Here is a 17,410-nt window from a genome sequence, read left to right as displayed (position 1 = left end):
GGGCTCGGTGGGAGCCGGCGACCCCGCCGGCCGAAGCCCTCGCCCCTTCCCGTCAGGCGCCCACGTACGCGGCCAGGTGCTCCCCCGTGAGGGTGGAGCGCGTGGCCACGAGGTCGGCCGGGGTTCCCTCGAAGACGATGCGGCCGCCGTCGTGACCCGCGCCGGGGCCGAGGTCGATGATCCAGTCGGCGTGGGCCATGACCGCCTGGTGGTGTTCGACGACGATGACCGACTTGCCGGAGTCCACGAGCCGGTCGAGCAGGCCGAGCAGCTGCTCCACGTCGGCGAGGTGCAGACCGGTGGTCGGCTCGTCGAGGATGTAGACGCCGCCCTTCTCGCCCATGTGCGTGGCCAGCTTGAGCCGTTGCCGCTCGCCGCCGGACAGGGTGGTGAGCGGCTGGCCGAGGCTGAGGTAGCCGAGGCCGACGTCGGCGAGCCGGGCGAGGATGCGCTGCGCGGCCGGGGTGCTCGCCTCTCCGGCGCCGAAGAACTCCTCGGCCTCGGTCACGGACATCGCGAGCACCTCGCTGATGTCACGGCCGCCGAGGAGGTATTCGAGGACAGCGGGCTGGAACCGCTTGCCCTCGCAGTCCTCGCAGGTGGAGGAGACGCCGGCCATCATCCCGAGGTCGGTGTAGATGACGCCCGCACCGTTGCAGGTGGGGCATGCGCCCTCCGAGTTGGCGCTGAACAGCGCGGGCTTCACGCCGTTGGCCTTCGCGAACACCTTGCGGATCGGGTCGAGCAGTCCGGTGTACGTCGCCGGGTTGCTGCGGCGGGAGCCGCGGATCGGGCTCTGGTCGATCGACACGACGTCCTCGCTCGCGGGGATCGAGCCGTGGACGAGCGAGCTCTTGCCGGAGCCGGCGACGCCGGTGATGACGGCGAGCACGCCGAGCGGGATGTCGACGTCGACGTTCCGCAGGTTGTGGGTGCTCGCGCCCCGGATCTCCAGGGTGCCGGTGGACTCGCGCACCGAGTCCTTGACGCCGGCCCGGTCGTCGAAGTGTCGTCCGGTGACGGTGCCGGCGGCCCGCAGTCCGTCGACGGTTCCCTCGAAGCAGACGGTGCCGCCCGCCGTACCGGCGCCGGGGCCGAGGTCGACGACGTGGTCGGCGATCGCGATCGTCTCCGGCTTGTGCTCCACGACGAGGACGGTGTTGCCCTTGTCGCGCAGTTGGAGCAGGAGGTCGTTCATCCGCTGGATGTCGTGCGGGTGCAGGCCGATGGTGGGCTCGTCGAAGACGTAGGTGACGTCGGTGAGCGAGGAGCCGAGGTGCCGGATCATCTTGACGCGCTGGGCCTCACCGCCGGACAGGGTGCCCGCGGGCCGGTCGAGGGAGAGGTAGCCGAGGCCGATCTCCACGAAGGAGTCGAGGGTCAGCTGGAGGGCGGTGAGCAGCGGGGCCACCGACGGCGCCTTGAGGCCGCGCACCCAGGTGGCCAGGTCGCTGATCTGCATGGCGCAGGCGTCGGCGATGCTGATCCGCTTGATCTTCGACGCCCGTGCTCCTTCGGCGAGGCGGGTGCCGTCGCACTCGGGGCAGGTGGTGAAGGTGACGGCCCGCTCGACGAACGCCCGGATGTGCGGTTGCATCCCCTCCTTGTCCTTGGCGAGGAACGACTTCTGGATCCTCGGGACCAGCCCTTCGTACGTCATGTTGATGCCGGCGATCTTCATGCGGGTCGGCTCGTGGTGGAGGAAGGCGTGCAGTTCCCTCTTGGTGTACTTGCGGATCGGCTTGTCGGCGTCGACGAGGCCCGACTCGGTGTAGAGCCGGTAGTTCCAGCCGCCCTGCGTGTAGCCGGGGATGGTGAGCGCGCCCTCGGCGAGCGATTTGGAGTCGTCGTAGAGCTGGGTGAGGTCGATGTCGGAGACGGTGCCGCGGCCCTCGCAGCGCGGGCACATGCCGCCGGTGCGGTTGTAGGTGGCCTTGACGGCCTTCTTGTTGCCGACCTCGACGGTGATGGCGCCGCTCGCCCGGACCGAGGGCACGTTGAAGGCGTACGCGCTGGGCGGGCCGATGTGCGGCTTGCCGAGGCGGCTGAAGAGGATGCGCAGCATCGCGTTGGCGTCGGTGGCGGTGCCGACGGTGGAGCGGGGGTCGGCGCCCATCCGCTGCTGGTCGACGATGATCGCGGTGGTCAGCCCGTCGAGTACGTCGACCTCGGGTCGTGCCAGGGTCGGCATGAAGCCCTGGACGAAGGAGCTGTACGTCTCGTTGATCAGTCGCTGCGACTCCGCGGCGATCGTGTCGAAGACGAGCGAGCTCTTGCCGGAGCCCGAGACGCCCGTGAACACCGTGAGCCGGCGCTTCGGGATCTCGATGCTGACGTCCTTGAGGTTGTTCTCGCGGGCGCCGTGCACGCGGATCAGGTCGTGCCGGTCGGCCGGGTGCGGAGGCTGCGTGTCCATGCCTGCCACGCTAGCGGCGGCCGAACGGCGACGCTTCTCAAATCCTGATCGATGATCCTGAACGGTGATCCTGAGCGGGGCGGGATCCGGCCACATAGCGTTCGGCGGCGTGGACGGCTTCGCGGGCGGTACGTTCTCCCATGAGGACGCACAGGGTGTACGCCGTGTCCTCGAAGCGTCGGCGCGCCGACAGGTCGCACGGCCTGGCGAGCACGGTCCGCTCCTGGGCACGGTAGTGCCGGAGCAGCCGGTCGACCGTGTTCCTGTCGGGCAGCAGCATGGTGTCCTCCTTCTCCTGAGTCGCTCCATACTCCCGGTCGTCGGGCACGCTCGCGACCCGCACGGACACGCCGGGTGACGACGCCGCCCGGCGTGCGCTTCCGCCGTCCATGGCGGAGGGTCGAAGACATGAACCCGAGCACGATTTCGCGGGTGGTCGTCACCGGCGCCACCGGCAATGTGGGCACGAGTCTGGTCCGGGCCCTGGCGAGCGAGCCGCGCGTCGGTTCGGTCCTGGGCCTCGCCCGTCGCCGGCCGGACCTCGATCTCCCCGGGGTCGAGTGGGGCGAGGTGGATCTCTCCCGGGAGGGGGACGAGCCCCTGCTCGCGCGGCACCTCGCCGACGCGGACGCGGTCGTGCATCTGGCCTGGCGGTTCGGGCCGACCCACGACCCGGTGGAGACCTGGCGGACGAACGTCCTGGGATCGGTGCGCGTCTTCGACGCGGCCGCGGCGGCCCGCGTGCCGTCCCTTGTGTACGCCTCGTCGGTCGGGGCGTACTCGCCGGGTCCGCCGGGCGGTGCCCCGGTATCCGAGGCGTGGCCGACGCACGGCTGGCCCGGCGCCGCGTACACCCGGGAGAAGGCCTATCTGGAGCGGGTCCTCGACACCTTCGAGCGGGATCATCCGCTGATCCGGGTGGTCCGGATGCGTCCGTCCTTCCTCTTCAAGGAGGAGTCGGCGAGCGAGCAGCGGCGGATCTTCGCGGGGCGCTTCTTCCCCGGCGCGCTGATGCGGCCCGAACTGCTGCCGCTGCTGCCCGAGTTCGACGGGCTCCGTTTCCAGATCATGCACACCGAGGACGCGGCCGACGCCTACCGGCGGGCGCTGCTGCGGGACGTCCGCGGCGCGTTCAACCTGGCCGCCGAGCCGGTGATCGACGGGGCGACCCTGGGCGAGCTGCTGCACGCCCGGCCGGTTCGGGTGCCGGCGGGTGCGGTACGGGGTGCCCTGTCGGCGGCCTGGCACCTGAGGCTCGTCCCGGCCTCCCCCGGGCTCTTCGACGCGCTGCGGCACATGCCGCTCCTGTCGACGGAACGGGCGCGGCGGGACCTGGAGTGGGAGCCGGCACACAGTTCCCAGGAGGCCCTCCAGGCGTTCCTGCGGGGTGTCCGCGGGGGCGCGGGCGACGACACGCGTCCGCTCGCGGGCCGCCGCGTGGGGTGATGCGACGGGCGCCACGCGCGCGGGGTGGCCGGGCCGTCAGAATGACGTGGTGGGCCAGTCGACGATGCGGATCGCGGCGCCGGCGGCCTCCCGGCCTCGACAGTGGGCGCGGTGGCGTCGTACCACGGCGTCGATGTCGAGCCGTCGGGCGAACTCGGGCCGTTCGGCGAGGCGTCGGGCGTAGGCCCACAGGGCCGCGTGTGCGGCGACCCGGTCCATCGCGGCGGCGTCCAGGTGCCAGCGGTGGACGGTGTCGAGCTGGACCAGGGTGACCCAGACGCGTACGTCGGCGGCGGTCGGCGCCTCGCCGAGCACGTACGCGTGGCGGGCGAGCCGGCGTTCCAGGGAGCCGAGTGCCGCGAAGAGGACGGTGAGGGGGTCGCGGTGGGCGGACTCGCCGTCGAGCCCGAGCTCCCCGGCCCGCTGGGCGGCCCGGTTGACGCTCTTCTCGCACAGGTCCGTGATCGCCTCGATCTCGGCCCGGCGTTCCTCGGGCAGCAGCTCCGGGCCGTCCCCCCGGAAGCGGAGGGCGAGGTCCCGGAGGATGTCGGGGGCGTGGGTGGTGACGATCCGCCCGGTCCAGCCGTCGCTGAGGACGGGACCGACGGCCGGCCCGCGGTAGAGGTGGGCGCTCGTCTCGTACAGCGGACGGAGCGCCTCGTAGCCGCCGTCGGGCGTGTCGGGGATCTCGGGCAGCACGGTGAGCGGAAGCGTGTCGTCGAGTCCGAGGAGGCTGTGGGTGAGGGCGATGCTCAGACAGTCGGGGTCGGACGGTGAGACATGGAGGCGATAGCGGTGCGGCACGGCGTAGTGGCCGCTGCGGACGTCGCGGCCGATCCGGCCGCGGAACACGGGTGCGGCGGAGGCGGGCAGCAGTGAGGCGGGGACGACGGACATGCTTCTCCCTGGGGTTGCTCGGTGTGGGGTCGGGGCGGCTCGCGGGAGGGCGACGGCGGCACGGGCGCAGGGCCCTGAGGCAGCAGAGGTACGGGAAGGAGGAGACGGGTGTGGGCAGGCGGGCGGAGCCGTGGACGAACGCCTCCGCGGGCGGGCCGGCCCGTCGGCGAACCACGCCATGGACGGGCGTCTCAGCAGGCGGGACGGATCCCCCGGCGGGCGGGGTGACTCGCCGCGCTGCAGACCCGCAGGAGGTCGATGTGCCTGCGGGACGTGAGGCGGGGGGAGCGAGGGCGGGGTGCGGCGGCGGGTGGGGTGTCCCTTCGACCTCTGGGTCCCATGGTTCCCTACCTGTTCGCTCGGTTTTCCCGTCCCTGAGTGTCCGGCCGGTCCCGGGTGACGTCAAGGTGTGGAACGGGCCATCTCCCCCGACGTGCGGGATACTGCGCGCATGCGCATTTCAGCCAGGGCCGATTACGCGGTGCGTGCCGCCCTCCAGCTCGCCGCCGCCCAGGACGCGGGCCCGCTGAAGGCGGAGGCCATCGCCGACGGCCAGGGCATCTCGCACAAGTTCCTCGAAGGGATCCTGGGCGACATGCGCAAGGGCGGCCTGGTGCTGAGCCAGCGCGGGGGCAACGGCGGCTATTGGCTGGCCAGGCCGGCGGAGTCGATCTCGGTGGCGGAGGTCATCCGCTGCGTGGACGGCCCGCTGGTCTCCGTCCGCGGGGAGCGGCCGCCGGACCTGTCGTACACCGGGCCCGCGGAGTCGCTGCTCACCGTGTGGATCGCCCTGAGGGCCGGTGTCCGCGAGGTGCTCGCGGTCTCGCTGGCGGAGGTGGCGGCGGCCGCGCTGCCGGCCGGGATCCTCACGCTCGCGGACGACCCGGAGGCCTGGACCAACCCCTGAGCGCCACGGGACCACTCCCCCCGGCGAGGTTTGGGCCGACCCTTCAGCGAGCCGGGACCGGTCCCCGAGCGGCGGGACCAACCCCGTAAAGCCTGCTCGGACTTGACGCTTGTCTCGCAGGTCAAGACGGGCATGTCCATCCTGCGGACACCCCTTGGGCCGGGCCGACCACCTCTGCCACTATCCCTACTATTCCAGTGGGAATACTCGGGAACACCAGGGACCAGGTGAGGTGACGTGAGTACGCCGAGGAGATCACCGAAGAGAGCAGCGATACGCACCGCCTACGCACCGCTCGGCCGACCGGGCGGCCACCCCGCCGACCGGCCCGCCGACGACGAGATCTGGCCCCGCGTGACCCGTGAACTCGCCGACGATCTGGCCGTCGACGCCCTCGCGAGGGACCGGGCGGGGAAGGCCCCGTTCGACGAGGTCGCCCGGCTCCAGGAGGCCGGTCTGCCCGCCCTGCTCACCGCGCCGGGACCGGGCGGGCGGGGCGCCGACTGGCGGACCGCGTCCGCGGTCGTACGGGAGATCGCCGCCGCCGACGGCTCGGTGGGCGAACTCCTCGCCCATCACTACGCGCTCTCCTGGAGCAGCCGCTTCTTCGGTCCCGTGCGCGAACCGGGCAGCCGACGTCCGAACGGGCCCGCGCTCGACGCCCGTACGGCCGAGGGGCGCTGGCTGCTCGCCGGCGGCGTCGAACCGCCCCGCGAAGAGCCCGGCCCCGGTCTGACGCTCACCCCCGCCGCCGCGGGCCGCGGATGGGTCCTCGACGGGAGCCGGGCCTTCGCCTCCGCAGTGACCGTGGCCGACCGGCTCGTCGTCGGGGCCCGCCCCGACGGCACGGGCGAACTGTGCGTCGTCCTGGTGGACCCGGCGCTGCCCGGCGTGTTCACCGACGCCGGGACGGACCGGGTCGGGCAGCGCCTCGCGGGCGCGGGCACCGTCTCCTTCGACCGGGTACCTGTCGCGCCGGAGGACGTCATCGGCGGCGTCCCGCAGGACGAGCACGCCGTCGCCCCGTACACCACCCTCGCTCCCCTCGCTCTGCGACTGCTCCTCGTCCAGGTCGCCCTGGGCGTCGCCGAGGGGGCGCTCGCCGAGGCCCGGGACGTCCGCCGCGCCGGACAGGCGGGCGCGACGCCGGCCGGCCACCCGGGAGGGCGCCCGATCGGCCTCACCGGAGCGGACGACCCTTCAGCGCCCGGCGCAGGGGACGATCCGTACCTCCTCCTCGCCTACGGGGAGCTGGCGACGGCCGCGCACACCGCGGCGGCGGTGGTGGAGCGGGCCACGGACGCCCTCGCCCGCGGTCTGCTCGCTGCCCGGTCGCTCGGCCCGGAGGAACGGGCCGACATCGCCGTCCTGGTGGCGGCGGCCGAGACGGTCACCGGCCGGGCGGCCGTTCACGTCACCACCCGCGTCCTCGAACTCGTCGACGGCACGGCGGGCGCCGACGTCCGCGGCGGAGGGCCGGGCTTCGACCGCTTCTGGCGGAACGCCCGCACTCTCACGGCCCCCACGCGCGCGGCCCACCGGCTCCGTGACATAGGCGACCACTACCTCAACGGCAGCCACACGCGGCTCACCCTGCCGGCCTGACGGGGACCGCACCGGCGGAGGGGCAGGTGGCGGACGGACCGGCATGTCGGGACGTCCGGCCCCCTCGTCGGACCGCCGGTGGGCCCAAGCTGGAAGAGGAAGGGCCCGACCGACCGGCGGGCCCGCCGGCGCGCGCACGGAGGCATCCTGATGAGTCATGAGATCGTCGCAGGGGTGGACGGCTCCCCGGAGAGTCTCGCCGCGGCCGACTGGGCCGCCCGCGAGGCCGCCCACCGGGGGCTCCCGCTCCGGCTCGCGCACGCCTGGCGCTGGGAACCCCTCGACCTTCCCCTGGTGCAGGACCGCGCCGCGCAGGAGCGCGTCGCGGAGGCGGTCGTGCGCGAGGCGGAGGCCACGATCGCCGGCCGCCACCCGGGCCTCGGGCTCACCGCGGAGGTGCTCGGCGACACGCCCGCCACGGCGCTGCTCGGCACCGTGGAGCGCGCCGAGATGCTCGTCATCGGCTCGCGCGGCCACGGGGCGGTGGCCGGATTCCTGCTCGGCTCGTACGGGCAGCAGATCATCGCCGCCGCCACCTGTCCCGTGGTGGCCGTCAGGTCCCGCGACGGTGAGCCCGCCGAACCGCCCACGGGGCACGTGCTCGTGGGCCAGCTCGGCGGCCCGGAGGACAGTGCCGCCGCGCTGCGCTTCGCGTTCGAGACCGCCGCCGCCCGCGGGGCCTCGGTGCGGGCCGTGCGGGCGTGGAGCCTGCCGCCGCTGTTCGCGTACAGCCCGACCTCGATGCGGCTCGCCGACGAGGCCGGCGGGCTCGTCCCGTACGAGGAGAAGGCGCTGCGCGAGGCGCTGGCGCCCTGGCGCGAGCGCTACCCGGACGTTCCGGTCGGCGAGCACATCGAGCTGGGCAGCGCCGGTCAGGTACTGCTGTCGGCGTCGGGGGCCGCCCAGCTGGTGGTGGTCGGCCGGCGGGCCGGGCGGGGGGCGGTCGGGCCCCGGATCGGGTCCGTGGCACACGCCGCGCTCCACCTCGCGCCCTGTCCGGTGGCGGTCGTCCCGCAGGGCTGAAAGGGTTCAGACGGGCCACACGGGGCGACACGCCGTGTTGACGCCGCCTTGACGAGGAGTGTCGGAGCGGGCCGGGCCGGAAGGGGTTACGCCGTCGCCCCGGTGGCTCTCCCCAGCGCCGGACCGTCCGGCGACCACGGCGAGAGAGCGGAGTTCCATGCGGCACCACGACCATCCAGAGGACCGGGCGGCGCACGCGGACAGCCGGCACCGCGGGGGAGGCAGGTGGCGGCGCCCGCGTCGCCGCCCGTCGTTCCGCACCGCCGTCACCCTCGCCGGAGCCGCGACCGCCGTACTGACGGTGGCGACCGGGGTCCACATGGCCGCTTCCACCGGTGCGGACCCCAGGGCCTCGGGTCCCACCGTCGGGGGCCCCACGGCCTCGGGCACCAGCACCTCGGGCACCACCACCTCGGGCACCACCACCTCGGGCCCCGGGGCCGCCGCTCCCGCCGTCGCGGCACCGATCGCGCCCCAAGGGGAACAACAAGGCCCGGTCAAGGCGGCAGAGGCGCGGGCGGGGAAGGCCGCGAGCTTCGTCCAGGACGTCGTCGCCCGCGTCAACGCCGAGCGTGGGAACGCCGGGTGCGCGCCGCTCCGCGCCGACCGTCACCTGCGGACCGCCGCCCAGAGGCACGCCGACGACATGTCCGCACGCGACTACTACAGCCATGACAGCCCGGACGGTCGCGACGGCGGCGACCGGATGAGCGACGCCGGGTACGCGTGGTCGGCCTGGGCGGAGAACATCCACCGGGGTCCGAGGACCCCGGCCCAGGCCATGGGCGACTGGATGGACAGCTCCGGCCACCGGGCGAACATCCTCAACTGTTCCTTCAAGGACATCGGAGTCGGCGTGGCCCTCACCGCCGACGGCCCCTACTGGGTGCAGAACTTCGGCGCCAAACGCTGAGGCCCGGAGGGTCAGGAGGCGGGAGCCGCCAGCTTCTGCACCCAGATCGTGCCGCCGGGACCGGGCACCGACGCCACTCCGGTGTCCCGGTACCGGCAGTCGAGCATGTTCTCCTCGTGCATCGAGCCGTCCGTCCAGTCGTCGACGACGGACCGCGGATCGGCCGCACCTCGGGCGAGATTCTCGGCCCAGGCGCTCCAGTCGTAACCGGCCTCGGTGATCCGCACGTCCGCGTACTCGCCCTCGGGGCTGGCGTGACCGTAGTAGTCGCGCGCCGCCATGTCCTGGGCGTACCCGCGGGCCGCCGCGGTGAGGCGGGGGTCGACCCGCAGCGGCGCGCAACCGGCGGCCGCCCGGAGCCGGTTGACGAGTCCGGTGACCCGTTCGCCGGCGTCGGGCGTCGGCGTGGGGCGCGCGGCGGGGCGGGGCGCCGGCGGGGTGGTCGGCGGGATCGTCGTCGGGGCGGGCGCGGCGACGGTGGTGGCAGGGGTGGGGGTCGGCGGGGCCGGGGAGGGGACCGCCGGGGGCGCCGCGGCGGGCCTGCCGGGCTTCACGCGCGCGTGCGGCTCCTGCGGTACGAGGAGGGTGACCGCCCCGAGGACGGCGACGGCCGCCGTTCCGGCGAGTGCCGCACGCCGGAACGACGTCCGCCGGGGGACGGCCCCGGAGGCGCCGGGGTCCGGGGCGGCGCCGTCCCCGGCAGGTGCGCCGGAGTCGCGCGTCTCGCCGCCACCGGGCACCTGGGCAGCGGGTGCGAGGGCGTCGCTCTGCCCGGGCGCGGGTGAGACCGATTCCGGGCTGTCGCCGTCCCCCCACGCGGGCGCGACCGGTTCGAGGCTGTCGCCGCCCTCTGACGCGAGCGACACCGGTTCCGGGCTGTGGCTGTCCCCCGACGCGAGGGCGCCCGGTTCAAGGCTGTCACCGTCCCCCGACGCGAGCGACACCGGTTCCAGGCTGTGGCTGTCCCCCGACGCGGGGGCGACCGGTTCGAGGCCGTCGCCGCCTACGGCCGCGACCGGTTCCAGGCTGTCGCCGCCACCGAGTCCGACGGCCAGCGGGGGCACGAGGCCGAGGCCGACCAGGAGGCCTTCGACGGGGGCGAGGCCGCAGCGGCCGGTCACCCGGGCGGTGCAGTCGGCACAGGTCCGCAGATGGCGGGCGACGCGCTTGCGCCAGAGCGGGGAGGGGCGGCCGTCCCAGGCCGTGACGGTCTCCGCGAGGCCGGGGCACAGCGGTGCGGCGTCCAGGGCGCGGACGACGGCCCGGCCGGTTTCGAGGCGTTCCTTCATCCGCTGGACGCGGACGGCGGCGTGCTGCGGCGAGATGCCGCCGAGGCCCTCGGCGAGCTCGGCGCGGGTCAGCTCGCCCGCGGCCTCCAGCCACCAGAGGGCGAGGAGTTCGCGGTCGTCCTCGTCGAGCCAGCGGGTGGCGCGGGCGACGTCGCGGCGCTGTCCGGAGAGGCCGAGCCGGAGGATGGTGACCTCGGTGAAGTCGCCGGCCGGGTCGGCGAGGTGGGTGGCCCGGTCGAGTCCGGGCACGGGTGCCTGCCGGTGTTCGCGCCAGCGGCGGCGTACACCGTTCATGGCGATGGCGACGAGCCAGGACCGGAAGCGGGCCGGGTCGCGGAGACCGGTCAGGCCGTCCAGGGCGCGGACCATCGTCTCCTGGACGATGTCGTCGGTGTCGGCGTGGCCGTCGAGGGCCCGCCCGACGATGTTGTGGACGAGGGGCAGATACGCGCGTACCAGTGCGTCCCTCGCCTGCGCGTCACCGGCCCTGGCCGCTTCCACCAGTGCGGTGGTGCGGCGCTCGTCGATGTGCATGGGTCTGCTCCCTCATCCCTGGTTCGAGTCCCCCGTCCTCCGGAGACCCCTGGGCGTGGGAGGGATAACACTTCTTCACGGTGCGGGGCGCGGGCCCCTACCTGGGGGGTGCCGTGGGCAGGGTCGGGACCGTGGCCCCGTTCCCCTCCCGGACGGCTTCCACGACGTCGTCGTGGAGATCGCGGCTCTCCTCCTCCGTCGCGCACGGAACGGGACTGCCCGACATGGTGAACCAGTCGGACGCGCCGCTGTACTGCACGGCCACGCGCGCTTCGCCGTCGGCCCAGGTCGTGTGCACGGTCAGATCGCCCGTGACGACACCGCCCTCGTCGGTCAGCACGCCACCTCGCCCGGTGTAGACACCGGCGGTCGTCCAGGATGCCCAGCTCATCCATCCAGGTTCACACCCGGACGGCGGATGCGCCACCGACAAGGCCGCCCCGGCCGGAGGAGTTCCGGCCGGGGCGGTCCAGGTGGTCCCGTGCCGGTCAGGCGAGGGACGCGACGGCCTCGTTGAACGTGGCGGACGGGCGCATCACGGCTGCGGCCTTGGCCGGGTCGGGCTGGTAGTAGCCGCCGATCTCGGCCGGGGAGCCCTGGACGGCGTTCAGCTCGTCGACGATCTTCTGCTCGTTGGTCGAGAGGGTCTCGGCCAGCGGGGCGAAGGCCTTGGCCAGCTCCGCGTCCTCGGTCTGGGCGGCCAGCTCCTGGGCCCAGTAGAGGGCGAGGTAGAAGTGGCTGCCGCGGTTGTCGATACCACCGAGGCGACGGGTCGGCGACTTGTCCTCGTTGAGGAAGGTGCCGGTGGCGCGGTCGAGGGTGTCGGCGAGGACCTGGGCGCGGGAGTTGCCCGTGGAGGTCGCGAGGTGCTCGAAGCTGGCGGCCAGGGCGAAGAACTCACCGAGGCTGTCCCAGCGGAGGTAGTTCTCCTTGACGAGCTGCTGGACGTGCTTCGGGGCGGAGCCGCCGGCGCCGGTCTCGAAGAGGCCGCCGCCCGCCATCAGCGGGACGACCGACAGCATCTTGGCGCTGGTGCCCAGCTCCAGGATGGGGAAGAGGTCGGTCAGGTAGTCGCGGAGGACGTTGCCGGTGACGGAGATGGTGTCCTCGCCGCGGCGGATGCGCTCCAGGGAGAACGTGGTGGCGTCGACCGGGGACATGATCTTGATGTCGAGGCCCTCGGTGTCGTGCTCCGACAGGTACCGCTCGACCTTGGCGATGAGCTGCGCGTCGTGGGCGCGGTTCTCGTCCAGCCAGAAGACGGCCGGGGCGCCGGTGGCGCGGGCGCGGGTGACGGCGAGCTTGACCCAGTCCTGGATGGGCAGGTCCTTGGTCTGGCAGGCGCGGAAGATGTCGCCCTCGGCGACCTCCTGCTCCAGGACGGCGTTGCCCCGGGAGTCGACGAGGCGGACGGTGCCGGCCTGGGCGATCTCGAAGGTCTTGTCGTGGGAGCCGTACTCCTCGGCCTTCTGCGCCATGAGGCCGACGTTCGGGACGGAGCCCATGGTCGACGGGTCGAAGGCGCCGTTGGCGCGGCAGTCGTCGATGACGACCTGGTACACGCCGGAGTAGCTGTGGTCCGGGAGGACCGCGAGGGTGTCGGCCTCCTGGCCGTCCGGGCCCCACATGTGGCCGGAGGTGCGGATCATGGCCGGCATCGAGGCGTCGACGATGACGTCGGACGGCACGTGCAGGTTGGTGATGCCCTTGTCGGAGTCGACCATGGCGAGTGCGGGGCCGGCGGCGAGCTCGGCCTCGAAGGAGGCCTTGATCTCCTCGCCCTGCGGGAGGGACTCCAGACCCTTCAGGACACCGCCGAGACCGTCGTTCGGGGAGAGGCCGGCGGCCGCGAGGGTCTCGCCGTACGTGGCGAACGTCTGCGGGAAGAAGGCGCGCACGACGTGGCCGAAGACGATGGGGTCGGAGACCTTCATCATGGTGGCCTTGAGGTGTACGGAGAAGAGCACGCCCTCGGCCTTGGCGCGGGCGACCTGCTCGCTCAGGAAGGTGCGCAGGGCGGCGGCGCGCATGACGGCGGCGTCGACGACCTCGCCGGCGACGACCTTGAGCGGCTCGCGGAGCTCGCTGGTGGTGCCGTCGGCGGCGGTGAACTCGAAGCGGAGGGTGTCGTCCTCGGTGATGACGACGGACTTCTCCGTGGAGGCGAAGTCGTTCTCGCTCATGGTGGCGACGTTCGTCTTGGACTCGGGGGTCCAGGCGCCCATGCGGTGCGGGTGGGCCTTGGCGTAGTTCTTCACCGAGCCGGGTGCGCGGCGGTCGGAGTTGCCCTCGCGCAGGACCGGGTTGACGGCCGAGCCCTTGATCTTGTCGTAGCGGGCGCGGATCTCCCGCTCCTCGTCGGTCTTCGGGTCGTCCGGGTAGGCCGGGAGGGCGTAGCCCTGCGCCTGCAGCTCGGCGACGGCCGCCTTGAGCTGCGGGATGGACGCCGAGACGTTCGGCAGCTTGATGATGTTGGCGCCGGGCGTCTTGGCCAGGTCACCGAGCTCGGAGAGGGCGTCGGCGATGCGCTGGCCCTCCTCCAGGTACTCGGGGAAGACGGCGATGATGCGGCCCGCGAGGGAGATGTCCCGCGTCTCGACCGTGACGCCGGCCTGCGAGGCATACGCCTGGATCACGGGCAGGAACGAGTACGTCGCCAGGGCGGGCGCCTCGTCAGTGTGGGTGTAGATGATGGTCGAGTCAGTCACCAGGGTTCTCCAGCTCCACGTCTGCGTATGCGAGATTGCTCGACATCAAGATATCTCGTGATCGAGGTCCTCGGTAAAGGGGTCCACGAGCTCGCAGTCCGGGGGTGCGCCGGCGGCCTCGACGAACGGTCCGTCGAGCCGGTAGTGGGCGGGAACGCCGTCCAGCTCGACGCGGCGGAGCAGCGCGAGCAGGAGCAGCCCCGCCGCGGCGACGACGCCGGCGGCGAGTGCCTGGCCGCAGCGGTGGGCGAGCCGGAGCTGGGCCGGGTCGTAGGCGCCGGTGGTGGGCGGGGTGAGGGTGGCGCCGAGCAGCCAGAAGCCCGCGTCGAGTCCGGCGGCGGCGACGAGGAGGAGCGGCAGGGTCACGGGGAGGCCGACCAGGGCGGGCCCGCGCCGGGCGCCGGGGTGCACCTTGCCCTTGCGGGCGAGCAGGGCGAGGAGGCCGCAGTGGACGGCGAGGGCCACCAGGGCTCCGGCGATGACGTCGCCGGGCCGGTGCCGGCCGGCCGCGACGGTGTGGGCGCCGACGCCGACGGCCCAGAGCGTGGCCGCGCCGACGGCGAGGCCGCGCTGCCGGTACGGGACGACGAGGGCCAGGCCGAGGGCGATGCCGAGGGCCAGCGTCGTCTGGGCGCTGGGGAAGCCGCTGGGGACGAACGTCCCGCCGCTGTCGGGGAGCGGGGGGCGCGGTGCGTACCGCTGGAGCAGTCCGGTGAGGGCGAGGGCGGTGACGATGGCGCCGGCGGCCGCCCCGGTGAGGGCGTACCGCCCGCGTATGAGACCGACGGCGAGGAGCAGGACGCAGCCGATGGCCAGGGAGAGGGTGGTGAGTCCGGCGAGTGAGGGGTGCTCGCGGATCAGGGTGGCGGCGACGGTGTCGGCGCGACGGCCGGCCACGGCGGCGTCGCCCCAGCGGCGGCCGGTCGCGGTGAGCACGAGTCCCGCATAGGTGACCGTGAGAACGAGGACGGCCCCGAGACAGGCACGTCGGGTCCGGGTGCGGACGCGGGTGCTGAACGAGCCGGGCGCCTCGCCCGCCACGGCGGCGTACCACCAGGTGTCGCCGGTCTCCAGCGGCCTCGGGGAGCCGCCCGCGCGGGACCTGTCGTAGGAAGCCATGCCCCGATTCGAACCCACGCGTGGTGGCCCCGCCCGCTGGACGCACCCGAACGGCAAACCGTGCGGGGCGGGCCCGCCGCCGGTCTCTCACCGGCTCCCCGCCGAGGTCGCCGGGCCTGTGCCGGGGCGGGCTGACGGGGAGGGCGTACGCCGACGGGGGCCGCGCCCGACGTCAGGAGGAGGCGCGGACGACGGGGGCCGCACCCGACGTCAGGAGGAGGCGCGGACGACGAGTTCCGTCGGGAGCATCGTGCGGGGCTGTTCGTCCGGGTCGCCGGGTGCGGCGATCTCCTGCAGGAGGAGACGGGCCATGGCGCGGCCCATCTCCTCGATGGGCTGACGGACGCTGGTCAGCGGCGGGTCCATGTGCCGGGCCACGGCCGAGTCGTCGACGCCGACGAGGGCGACGTCCCCGGGGACGCTGCGGCCCGCCTCGCGCAGCACGCCCCGGGCGCCCGCCGCCATGACGTCGGAGGCGGCGAAGACGGCGTCCAGGTCGGGCCGGCGGTCCAGGAGTTCGCGCATGGCGCGGCGGCCGCCCTCCTCGGTGAAGTCACCGCCGGCGACGAGCGCCTCGTCGGCGGTGAGTCCGGCGTCGGCCAGGCCCTCGCGGTAGCCGTCGAGGCGGCAGCGGGCCACGTACATGTCGAGGGGTCCGGTGATGGTGGCGATCGCGCGGCGGCCGCGCGCGGCGAGGTGGGCGACGGCGGTCCGGCCGGCGCCGGTGTTGTCGGAGTCGACGAAGGCGACGCGCTCGTCCTCTGTGCGGCGGCCGTTGAGCACGGCGGGCAGGCCGAGGGCGCGGACCTGGTCGGGCAGCGGGTCGTCGCCGTGGACGGAGACGAGGAGGACGCCGTCGACGCGCTGGGCGGCGAGGTACTGCTCGAAGCGCTGCCGCTCCTGCTCGCTGCGGATCAGGGTGAGCAGCAACTGCTTGTCGGCGTCGGCGAGTTCACTGCTGACGCCGCGGATGATGTCGAGGAAGTAGGGCTCGGCGAAGAGCCGGGCCTCGGTCTCGGGGATCACCAGGGCGACGGCGTCGGTCCGGCTGCCGGCGAGCGCGCGGGCGGCGCGGTTGGGCACGTAGCCGAGTTCGGCGACGGCCCGTTCGACGGCGGCCTTGGCCTGTTCACTGACCCGGGGCGAGCCGTTGATGACCCGGGAGACCGTGCCGCGGCCGACTCCGGCCAGCGCCGCGACCTCTTCCAGGGTGGGTCTGCCGGTCTGACGCCCGCTCACCGCCATGTGCCGCTTCTCCCCTCGGGCAGCCGCCCCGCCTGCGTGTGCACGCGAACCTATCAGGCGGAACGGCGGGCCCCCGGGGTGTCGCCAGCGGGTTCAGGAGCCGGTCGGGGCGAGTTCGGCCATGGCTCCCCAGCCCCGCTGGGGCACCTCGACGTTGATGATCTCGGGGGTGGTGGCGATGGCTCCGGCCATGGCGGCGAGACCGGCCGTGAAGTGCGGGGACGCGACGTGGGCGGCGCCCGCCCCGGCGTCGGCGAAGGCTTCGAGGAGGACGAAGACGTTCGGGTCGTCGACGCTGCGGGACCAGTCGAAGAAGAGGTTGCCGGGCTCCTCGCGGGTGGCGCGGGTGAAGTCGGCGACGAGGTCGAGCCAGCGGTCGGCGTGGTCGGGACGGGCGGTGAAGCGGACGGCGATGAAGATCATGCGTCCAGGCTGCGCCGCGAGGGCGGGCGGGGCCAGCCGGGGCCTTCAGGATTCCGGCAGGGTCGGAAACTCCGGTACGGCCCGGGCGAGGGCGGCCCGGATCTCCGCCTGGCGCCGTCCGAGGTCGCCGGTCGGCAGGGACACGGAGAGGGCGTGCACGATGCCGTCGCCCCGCTCGGGCAGCGTCACGGCGAGGCAGGTGTACGCGAGGTCCGCCTCGCCCACCGACACGGCGAAGCCCTGGCCGCGCACCCGGCCGACCTCGGCCTCGAAGCGGGCGGCGCCGGTGATGGTGCGCTCGGTGAAGCGGGCCATCCCGTGCTCGGCGAGGTAGCGGCGGCGCAGGGGACGCGGGAGTGCGGCGAGCAGCGCCTTGCCGTGGGCGGTCGCGTGGGCACGGCTCTCGGGGCCCGGTGCGAAGGGGTGGGCGGTGTCGGTGATGGGGGCGGTGGTGTCGACGACGGTGATCAGCCCGTCGCGGTAGGCGGTGTGGTACGCCTCCGCGCCGGTGGCCCGCCGCAGCCGGCCGAGAAGCTCCCCGGTGCCGGCGCCGAGTCCGTGGTGCCGCTGGTGGGAGCGGTGCAGGGCGGGGACGCGGGGTCCGGGCGCGTATCCCTCGGCGGTGCGGGCGAGGTAGCCGCGGGCGAGCAGGGGGCCGGTGACGTGGTAGACGGTCGACAGGGCGCAACCGAGCTGCCGCGCCAGAGCCTTGGCGCCGACGGGCCGGTCGGCGTCGGCGACGACGTCGAGGACGGCGAGGGCCCGGTCGACGGACCGGGGCCCGGGGCTCGGGAGGGCAGGCATCGCACCAGCCTAGGCGGAGGCCCGGCCCCCTCGTCCGCCCCCCGGGAATGTCCACGACCGGGCGGCAACGCTCCGTTCCGG

The 17,410-nt window shown here is 74.0% G+C and carries 15 protein-coding genes; 5 read left to right on the top strand and 10 right to left on the bottom strand.

What is annotated here, in order from left to right; translation table 11 throughout:
- Positions 1–52 precede the first annotated feature (52 nt).
- Positions 53–2,416, bottom strand: a complete 2,364-nt coding sequence (locus ABZ567_RS23165; protein ID WP_360792909.1) for an excinuclease ABC subunit UvrA — start codon at positions 2,414–2,416, stop codon at positions 53–55.
- A 37-nt stretch (positions 2,417–2,453) separates the two neighbouring features.
- A complete protein-coding gene (locus tag ABZ567_RS23160; protein WP_360792907.1) occupies positions 2,454–2,696 on the bottom strand; it encodes a DUF5133 domain-containing protein in 243 nt (80 codons plus the stop codon).
- A 128-nt stretch (positions 2,697–2,824) separates the two neighbouring features.
- Between ABZ567_RS23160 and ABZ567_RS23155 the strand changes: the two genes are divergently transcribed.
- Entirely contained in the window at positions 2,825–3,862 is a 1,038-nt protein-coding gene (locus tag ABZ567_RS23155) for an NAD-dependent epimerase/dehydratase family protein (protein ID WP_360792905.1), read from the top strand.
- A 36-nt stretch (positions 3,863–3,898) separates the two neighbouring features.
- On the opposite strand, the gene ABZ567_RS23150 is transcribed toward ABZ567_RS23155, so the two are convergent.
- Entirely contained in the window at positions 3,899–4,759 is an 861-nt protein-coding gene (locus tag ABZ567_RS23150; protein WP_360792903.1) for a glutathione S-transferase C-terminal domain-containing protein, read from the bottom strand.
- A gap of 451 nt (positions 4,760–5,210) precedes the next feature.
- Here ABZ567_RS23150 and ABZ567_RS23145 point away from each other — a divergent pair, with 451 nt between their 5' ends.
- The 4 genes from ABZ567_RS23145 to ABZ567_RS23130 all read left to right on the top strand — a co-directional run bounded on the left by ABZ567_RS23145 (position 5,211) and on the right by ABZ567_RS23130 (position 9,207).
- A complete protein-coding gene (locus ABZ567_RS23145; protein ID WP_360792901.1) occupies positions 5,211–5,666 on the top strand; it encodes an Rrf2 family transcriptional regulator in 456 nt (151 codons plus the stop codon).
- A gap of 237 nt (positions 5,667–5,903) precedes the next feature.
- Positions 5,904–7,271, top strand: a complete 1,368-nt coding sequence (locus tag ABZ567_RS23140; protein ID WP_360792899.1) for an acyl-CoA dehydrogenase family protein — start codon at positions 5,904–5,906, stop codon at positions 7,269–7,271.
- A gap of 150 nt (positions 7,272–7,421) precedes the next feature.
- Positions 7,422–8,294, top strand: coding sequence for a universal stress protein (locus ABZ567_RS23135; RefSeq protein ID WP_360792897.1), 873 nt, complete (start codon positions 7,422–7,424; stop codon positions 8,292–8,294).
- Positions 8,295–8,451: 157 nt separating this feature from the next.
- Positions 8,452–9,207, top strand: a complete 756-nt coding sequence (locus tag ABZ567_RS23130) for a CAP domain-containing protein (RefSeq protein ID WP_360792895.1) — start codon at positions 8,452–8,454, stop codon at positions 9,205–9,207.
- A gap of 11 nt (positions 9,208–9,218) precedes the next feature.
- On the opposite strand, the gene ABZ567_RS23125 is transcribed toward ABZ567_RS23130, so the two are convergent.
- The 7 genes from ABZ567_RS23125 to ABZ567_RS23095 form a co-directional block, all read right to left on the bottom strand.
- On the bottom strand, positions 9,219–11,030 hold the full coding sequence (locus tag ABZ567_RS23125) for a sigma-70 family RNA polymerase sigma factor (RefSeq protein WP_360792893.1): 1,812 nt from the start codon (positions 11,028–11,030) through the stop codon (positions 9,219–9,221).
- Between the two features lie 97 nt (positions 11,031–11,127).
- Complete coding sequence (locus ABZ567_RS23120; protein WP_360792891.1) at positions 11,128–11,421, bottom strand: hypothetical protein; 294 nt, start codon at positions 11,419–11,421, stop codon at positions 11,128–11,130.
- A 97-nt stretch (positions 11,422–11,518) separates the two neighbouring features.
- Entirely contained in the window at positions 11,519–13,738 is a 2,220-nt protein-coding gene (locus ABZ567_RS23115) for an NADP-dependent isocitrate dehydrogenase (RefSeq protein ID WP_360792889.1), read from the bottom strand.
- Between the two features lie 45 nt (positions 13,739–13,783).
- Positions 13,784–14,857 (bottom strand): phosphatase PAP2 family protein, encoded by a 1,074-nt coding sequence (locus tag ABZ567_RS23110; protein WP_360792887.1) that lies wholly within the window; start codon positions 14,855–14,857, stop codon positions 13,784–13,786.
- 210 nt (positions 14,858–15,067) lie between these two features.
- A complete protein-coding gene (locus tag ABZ567_RS23105) occupies positions 15,068–16,102 on the bottom strand; it encodes a LacI family DNA-binding transcriptional regulator (protein WP_360792885.1) in 1,035 nt (344 codons plus the stop codon).
- A 93-nt stretch (positions 16,103–16,195) separates the two neighbouring features.
- Complete coding sequence (locus tag ABZ567_RS23100; RefSeq protein WP_360792883.1) at positions 16,196–16,525, bottom strand: putative quinol monooxygenase; 330 nt, start codon at positions 16,523–16,525, stop codon at positions 16,196–16,198.
- A 45-nt stretch (positions 16,526–16,570) separates the two neighbouring features.
- Positions 16,571–17,329 (bottom strand): IclR family transcriptional regulator C-terminal domain-containing protein, encoded by a 759-nt coding sequence (locus ABZ567_RS23095; protein ID WP_360792881.1) that lies wholly within the window; start codon positions 17,327–17,329, stop codon positions 16,571–16,573.
- Between the last annotated feature and the right edge of the window lie 81 nt (positions 17,330–17,410).

The sequence above is a fragment of the Streptomyces sp. NPDC016459 genome, from assembly GCF_040632845.1.
Classification (GTDB): Bacteria; Actinomycetota; Actinomycetes; order Streptomycetales; family Streptomycetaceae; genus Streptomyces.
Note: the sequence above shows the minus strand (reverse complement) of the source record. Positions and strands in the feature narration are given on the sequence as shown.

What these genes read in the sequence shown, in the direction of transcription:
- ABZ567_RS23165 (WP_360792909.1), bottom strand. Translation starts at nt 2,416, where the DNA reads ATGGACACGCAGCCTCCGCACCCGGCCGACCGGCACGACCTGATCCGC.
- ABZ567_RS23160 (WP_360792907.1), bottom strand. Translation starts at nt 2,696, where the DNA reads ATGCTGCTGCCCGACAGGAACACGGTCGACCGGCTGCTCCGGCACTAC.
- ABZ567_RS23155 (WP_360792905.1), top strand. Translation starts at nt 2,825, where the DNA reads ATGAACCCGAGCACGATTTCGCGGGTGGTCGTCACCGGCGCCACCGGC.
- ABZ567_RS23150 (WP_360792903.1), bottom strand. Translation starts at nt 4,759, where the DNA reads ATGTCCGTCGTCCCCGCCTCACTGCTGCCCGCCTCCGCCGCACCCGTG.
- ABZ567_RS23145 (WP_360792901.1), top strand. Translation starts at nt 5,211, where the DNA reads ATGCGCATTTCAGCCAGGGCCGATTACGCGGTGCGTGCCGCCCTCCAG.
- ABZ567_RS23135 (WP_360792897.1), top strand. Translation starts at nt 7,422, where the DNA reads ATGAGTCATGAGATCGTCGCAGGGGTGGACGGCTCCCCGGAGAGTCTC.
- ABZ567_RS23130 (WP_360792895.1), top strand. Translation starts at nt 8,452, where the DNA reads ATGCGGCACCACGACCATCCAGAGGACCGGGCGGCGCACGCGGACAGC.
- ABZ567_RS23125 (WP_360792893.1), bottom strand. Translation starts at nt 11,030, where the DNA reads ATGCACATCGACGAGCGCCGCACCACCGCACTGGTGGAAGCGGCCAGG.
- ABZ567_RS23120 (WP_360792891.1), bottom strand. Translation starts at nt 11,421, where the DNA reads ATGAGCTGGGCATCCTGGACGACCGCCGGTGTCTACACCGGGCGAGGT.
- ABZ567_RS23110 (WP_360792887.1), bottom strand. Translation starts at nt 14,857, where the DNA reads ATGGCTTCCTACGACAGGTCCCGCGCGGGCGGCTCCCCGAGGCCGCTG.
- ABZ567_RS23105 (WP_360792885.1), bottom strand. Translation starts at nt 16,102, where the DNA reads ATGGCGGTGAGCGGGCGTCAGACCGGCAGACCCACCCTGGAAGAGGTC.
- ABZ567_RS23100 (WP_360792883.1), bottom strand. Translation starts at nt 16,525, where the DNA reads ATGATCTTCATCGCCGTCCGCTTCACCGCCCGTCCCGACCACGCCGAC.
- ABZ567_RS23095 (WP_360792881.1), bottom strand. Translation starts at nt 17,329, where the DNA reads ATGCCTGCCCTCCCGAGCCCCGGGCCCCGGTCCGTCGACCGGGCCCTC.